This window comes from Paraburkholderia sediminicola (genome assembly GCF_046027825.1).
Classification (GTDB): domain Bacteria; phylum Pseudomonadota; class Gammaproteobacteria; order Burkholderiales; family Burkholderiaceae; genus Paraburkholderia; species Paraburkholderia sediminicola_D.
The window spans coordinates 1-5,830 of record NZ_JAQQDU010000187.1 but is presented as its reverse complement, the minus strand read 5'-3'; the positions used below and the strand labels follow the sequence as shown (position 1 = coordinate 5,830).

Genomic DNA, 5,830 nt, shown 5'->3' with positions numbered 1-5,830 from the left:
TCGTTACGCGCAAGAGAAAAACGATGGACATCAGCCAGAGCCTTGAAAATACTGCAGTCAGCAGTCTGCGGAGTGTCCATCAGATTCGTAGAAAAAATGGACAGGGCGACCCTCGGAGTGTCCATCTTCTGTCGTAAGTTTCGCATGTCTTAGTTTCGAGCGAAGGCGCCCGCTCTGATCTAGTGTGGCTGCAACGGCAGGACGCTACCGCCACGCAGCGCGGCCAGTTCTTTGCGCAGGCTGAACACCTGACGCAGCAGTGCGAGTTCACGAGCCAGCGACTCGTCGAGCTGTGCCTGCAGATCTTTCGCGTCGCTCTTCGCGCGGTTCAGGCGGTCGCTCAGTTCGAGTTTCGGGCGCTCGGCTACTGCGTTGGCCGCGTCGATCGCTTCGATCAGCCCGGCGAACTGCGGGCGCGACTTCTTGATGCTGCCTTTCTTGCGGCCCGCCTCGATCGCCACGGTGTCATTGTTGATACGCGCACCCTGGCGCTTCTTCAGCCGCTCAAGGGCGGCGTAGTAGTCGGTCATGGCGTCGCTCATGCTGCCTCCGTTTTGATCAGTTTCTCTTGCGCGTCAAGCAGTCGTTGCAACGTCTGCGCCTCGATACGGTATTCGACGCTCGCTTCATCAACAGCGCGCAGCTTCTCGACCGTAGCCTGCTGCGCCTTGATCACGCGCTGAAGCTTCGATGGCACGATCACGAGGTTACGGCAGTCCGATTCAAGGCAATCAAGACGCATCCAGTCGAGCGGCGTCGACTTGCACTGCTCGACGCTGGCACAGCCGCCCAGCACCGTCTCGCGGTACGCCAGCTCGCCCCTCTCGAACATCCTGATCGTCTGCTCGCGCGAATAGACCGACACAGGAGACGCCTGCACGGCACGGCTCTGCGTCCACGCTGCGTGCCCGCCGAACAGCCGCTCGTCAGAGAACAGCACCTGCTCGGCGTACGCAAGGTACTCGGACAGGCCCTTGGCCTCAACCCATTCCTTCGCGAAGTGAGTGTTGCCGATGTCGATGAAACCCTTTGCGAACGCGGATCCGCGAGCGTAGTACATGCTCATCTCCTGCGTGATGTGCTGCAACTGACGCTTGAGCGTCGGCAGCGTTACGAGACCGCTGCGGTGTGCGTACAGCGCGAGCGTGCGGCGAAGCTGATGACGCGTGAACGGCCACTGCTGCCCGACCGCGTACTTCGGCTCGTCTTCCCACGCGCGGTGCATGTCGACACGTTTCAGTTCAGCGATGTCCTCGACCGTGATCGTCGGGAAGACGCGCTCACGAAAGGCTTCGATATCGTTATGTACGGTACTCGCCGCCCGGTTCGCCACGTACCCAAGACGCAGACCCATCCGACAGAACAGCAGATGCGAACCGTCCGTCGATACGGCGTAGTCGTGCGCGCCGTGCGCACGGTGCGCCTCGCCCGATAGCCGCTGCGCGAGCCTGACGGCGCGAGCGGCGAGCGCGCTGGTCACCCAGCGTGCTCGCCTGGGACGTCCGCCCGACAGCTTGGTCGTGACGCCCTCGATGGTGTAGTGCCTCACGCCATCCAGACGGGCCTCCCGGAGACAGTCGTACGGCAGGTTCTCCGCTTCCATCGCGCGCATGCCGGTGAACGACAGGATGACAAGCTGGCATAGCGCGTTGATCGACGCCACAAGCGACGACACGACGTAAGGGGAGTCCTTGCACCCGAAGTGCGCAGCAGCCGTTGCCAGCGCCGCCGGGACGCACGGACTCTCGCCGGCGTAGACGCCTGCGAGGTAGTCCGACAGTATGTCAGCGACGGCCTCAGCGACGCCGAGGTCATGCTCACAGGTCGACAGGAAGTGCTGGTAGATCCGCGTCGGGATGACAGGGTATTGGGAGCTTCCAGCGCGTTGCGCGAAGCGTTCGAGCAGCGGCTTGTGCAGTTGGGCCAGCGGCACGCGCAGTCCGGTGGTCTCGACGCCCAGACGGTTAAGCTTCACCAGAATCGAATGAAGGCGTTGGGCCTTCATCTCCATCCCGGCTTGCGCCACATAGTCCAGAACTACGGCGACGTTGGACAGACCCTCGTAGAGCGTAAGCTGACGTTCGGCGGCAAAGAACGTGAAATCCTTTAGGTAAACTGAACGAGATTGAAGCGTACTGGACGCAGGTACCGTATCGGTCGCCTCATGCATCAGAAAGTACATGACCTGCTTCCACTGACGCGTAGTCGCATCTGAAAGGGTGCGGCTCACGCCGTCAGGCTGGTGACCCCTGAAATAGATATTGGTGCGCCGCGGTCCAATCGTATATGCACGGATGTCCCAGGCGTCATCACCAAACCGCGAAACAGCGTTCCCAGCTTTATTGCGGGTGACGACCGTATCGTCCTCTACCCGATACCAGTCGGGGCGCTCGGTGATCGGCGAGATCAGCGTGTTGTTCATGCCACTCCCAATTCGTAAAGCTGGTCGAGCTTGGCCGACCAGAAAGCGTCCAGATTCCCTTCGATATCAACGTCCTGCTCGATCTGATCGACCAGCGCGGCGTCGCGTTTGCGCAGTTCATCCAGCAGGAAGTCAACGCGGCGCAGCACCGCGCCGAACGATCTGTCGTACTGTTCGATGGATTCAGCGTGCCCGCTCACGAGCCTGACGCAGTGACGGCAGCTCAGCAGCTTGCGGATATCGGCGGCGTCAGCATGCACGCGGTACTGGCCGCAGAAGAGACACCCTTCGGTGGAGTGGCAGTCAGGCTGTACGGTGACCGACGCCGCAATCGGTGCAGGCTTGTGGAATTCGATGCAGACGCCCACTGCGCTCCTGATGCTGCCCGCCGGGTCGTTGCCGGGCTTCAGCACAGTCTTCTCGATCGAAGCGAGGAACGCGCCCATCTCAGCCTTGTGCGCGGCGTCCGTGCCGTTCGAGTAAGAGCGCAGCGCTGTGTCCAGCGAGTGACCCATCAGCCTGGCTGCGAAGACAGGGCCGTGGTTGCTCACCGCCCAATCCTGTTTCGCTGCACGCCACTGACGTGCGGTAATGCGCGGCAGCACGATCCCGAGCGTGTCGAGTCGACTGTAAAGCTGGGCCAGAAATTGAGTTGGGAGATTCATTGCCCGTCGTAGCTGTGCGTAATGCCCGGCTACAATGAACAACGCGTCACAGTCTGCGCCCCGCACCAGATACTCGCGCAGCGCCAGATACGTCTTGAGCTTCGGCATGAAGTCCAGTGAGACGGTGAACGTAAATTCCTTCCCGCCTGCACGGTACTTGACCGCGCGAAACTTCTGACGTACAGCCGACGCAACTTGCAGGCTTGAGGCAAGCTCCGGGCTCCACTTCATGGCCTGCAACTGCGCGCGATTGACGCCTGTTTCGGCCAGAAACAGCGCGGCAAAGCAAAAGGCCGCCATCGAAGCGTGTGAGCGGCGGATCGGTGACTGCGCGTGCTCGTTCGCCGCCGCAAGATGTTTAGCCGTTAGCCAGGCGATGGCCCACGAACGCTGACGAGGATTTTTAGCGCCTGCTTCAGTCATGCGTGCCGTGAGTTCCTCGCGGGTGCGCAGCTCGCCTGTCTCCAGATTCCAGCCAAGCAGGCCGTGCGAGTCGTCGCCTTCACTACGGTCGTGTGTGTGCGGAACAAGGCAAAGACTCTCGCCCCGCGCCGTGATCACGTGCACCGGGTACGGCTTGAAGTCGAGCACCAGCGTGCTGATACTGCTGAAGAGCGCGTCCGCCCACGCGAGAAGGGCGGCCTGTGCCTCGGCGTCAGGCACTGCGGTCGGCACCGAAGCATTCTGGTGGCGGCGCATTACCCTCGCATCGGCGCAGAAGTCGTCGTTTCCGAAAAACTCACGGAGCGTCGACAACAGGTTACGCTGATTGTGGGCGACGGAATTGCGGTTCAGGTTGCCCAGCGAGACCTGTTCGCGCTTCTCACGGAAGTAGCGATGAACTGCCATCGCGGTAGTCTTCTCGTCACAGAGCACCTGATGCAAGCGCTGCCTGTCGGCCCAGTTGACGAAATCAAGCACGACGCGCAGAGCACCGTAGATCGTCTCCGGACGCATCGCGCCCAGGGTCATCCGCCCGGAAAACTGCGCTACCAGCAGGCGAACGACCTTGGTGCGTTCGCTGCTGAAGGTCGTATGATCGAAAGTGCGTCGCGTGCGCTGTGAGCTCGACGTGTCACGCGTCAGGTAGCAGATCTGCCCGATGTCGAAACGGTTGCTAAGGCCTTCCCACTTGAGCAGCGCGCGCTCGGGGTGCAACAGCGTCGTGCCCTCCGCGAGCGGCATGCAAACTTGCTCGTACTGGCGGCTCATGCTGCCACCGCAGTGTCGAGGGCGCGCGTGATCAGCGTCGACAGATGCTCGCTCCAGCCCTCCTGCACAGCATCGAACAGCTTGCAATTCTGGCGGTAACCGAAGTAGCCCTCGGTTGTGGACAGCCGCGAGTGCCACATCAACTGCCGCAACTGGTCGAGCGTCCGCGTGTACTTCGTCTCATTCGCTGTCATCGCGTCAACCATGTTGAGCCCGAAGGTCGCGCGCAGGTCATGGAAGCTGAATTCGTATCTGGGGTTACCGAGCTGCACGCGCATCATGGGCAACAGTTCATCCCTGATGAACTGGCGCACGGCCTGCCCGGTCTTGACGTGGCGGCGCACGTGCGGGCCCGTGCTGACAGGGCCACGCGACTCGCGATCCTCGTAGAGTGGCGCACCGCGATGGCTCAGAAAGAGCGGCTGATCGGGATGATCACCGCCGTCTGCCAGCTGGCGACGCTTGCGTGCACGATCGCTGTGCACGTAGACGTACAGCTGCTCGTAGAAACCGCGCGGCAAGTGCAGCACGCCTTTAACGCCGCCCTTCGTGTCGATGCCCGTACCCGGCCCGCAGGCGAGACGGATGTCGTCGCCGTGAAACCCGTCAGGCTTGCGCATCACGTGTTTCGCACGCACAGTCAGTACCGTCTGGATGCGAGCACCTGTCAACAGCGCGAACAGATGAATGAGCGTCATCTCGGTATTGCCGAGAGTGGCTAACGATTCAAGCAGCACCGATTGCTCGGACGAGGGGAGCGGGCGCAGGCGACCGCCGTCCTGAATGCAATCGTCCCAGGGGTCTTCCGCGCGGCGACCGCTGATTGACAGGTCGGTGGTCTTGACCTTGATCACGCTGCTGAACCCCTTCTGGTCCCTGAACTCGATGAAACGGCCAGATTCGACCCACGGCGCGTTCGCGGGCCTGAAGCCTGCCTCGCTCATGAGCCAGCGATAGAAGCGCACCACGGCGCCCATACGACGCCTGGCGACGCCCGGAGACAGTTCGCCTGCCTGCACGGCCAGCCTGATCGATGCGCTGTAGCGGTAGGTTGGACGTTGCCGCTTGTTCACAGGGAACACGAGCCAGTCGACACCCTCGCCATCCAGATAACGACGGAACGCTACCAGGTCGTCAGCGATGCTGGCGAACGTCAGCATGTTGGGCGACGGCTTCGACTCCATCATGTCGATGAGCCAGAGGTTCGCCTCAGCCCACGGCGCGCCGTGAGCGAGCCGGACAACAGGGAAGAGAGGAAAGGTGCCTGCGATCCACTGCGCGTGGGCGTCGCGTCTCTTGCCAGTGTCGGGGTCTGCGAGTGGGACCGTGTGATAGATGGTGCCGCCCTCGGGGGTGGTGATACTGACCGGCGTCGCGCCGGGTGTGTCGCGGTCAACGACCTCGGTCAGTCGCAGTTGCCGGATGGTCGTTCGTCTTGCGGTCATCGCCCAGGTTCTCCGTTGTGTTCGTGGTGGTGTCCGCTTTAACACGACCTGCGAGGATCATGAAATCGGTCCTTGCTTGCGCATAC

The 5,830-nt window shown here is 61.9% G+C and carries 4 protein-coding genes; all 4 read right to left on the bottom strand.

The genetic code is table 11. From position 1 onward, the window contains the following. Positions 1 to 179: 179 nt before the first annotated feature. Genes PQQ96_RS41445 through PQQ96_RS41430 form a run of 4 tightly spaced genes read right to left on the bottom strand, consistent with a single transcriptional unit; the run spans position 180 to position 5,744 of the window. The gene (locus PQQ96_RS41445) at positions 180 to 542 is read right to left on the bottom strand and encodes a hypothetical protein (protein ID WP_408303119.1); all 363 of its coding nucleotides are present in this window, start codon (positions 540 to 542) and stop codon (positions 180 to 182) included. Beyond that, entirely contained in the window at positions 539 to 2,422 is a 1,884-nt protein-coding gene (locus PQQ96_RS41440) for an integrase (protein WP_408303117.1), read from the bottom strand. The genes PQQ96_RS41445 and PQQ96_RS41440 overlap by 4 nt, the downstream gene beginning before the upstream one ends. Further along, on the bottom strand, positions 2,419 to 4,299 hold the full coding sequence (locus tag PQQ96_RS41435) for an integrase (RefSeq protein ID WP_408303116.1): 1,881 nt from the start codon (positions 4,297 to 4,299) through the stop codon (positions 2,419 to 2,421). The genes PQQ96_RS41440 and PQQ96_RS41435 overlap by 4 nt, the downstream gene beginning before the upstream one ends. Beyond that, complete coding sequence (locus tag PQQ96_RS41430; RefSeq protein WP_408303114.1) at positions 4,296 to 5,744, bottom strand: site-specific integrase; 1,449 nt, start codon at positions 5,742 to 5,744, stop codon at positions 4,296 to 4,298. Before PQQ96_RS41430 ends, PQQ96_RS41435 begins: the two co-directional genes overlap by 4 nt. Between the last annotated feature and the right edge of the window lie 86 nt (positions 5,745 to 5,830).

What these genes read in the sequence shown, in the direction of transcription:
- PQQ96_RS41445 (WP_408303119.1), bottom strand. Translation starts at nt 542, where the DNA reads ATGAGCGACGCCATGACCGACTACTACGCCGCCCTTGAGCGGCTGAAG.
- PQQ96_RS41440 (WP_408303117.1), bottom strand. Translation starts at nt 2,422, where the DNA reads ATGAACAACACGCTGATCTCGCCGATCACCGAGCGCCCCGACTGGTAT.
- PQQ96_RS41435 (WP_408303116.1), bottom strand. Translation starts at nt 4,299, where the DNA reads ATGAGCCGCCAGTACGAGCAAGTTTGCATGCCGCTCGCGGAGGGCACG.
- PQQ96_RS41430 (WP_408303114.1), bottom strand. Translation starts at nt 5,744, where the DNA reads ATGACCGCAAGACGAACGACCATCCGGCAACTGCGACTGACCGAGGTC.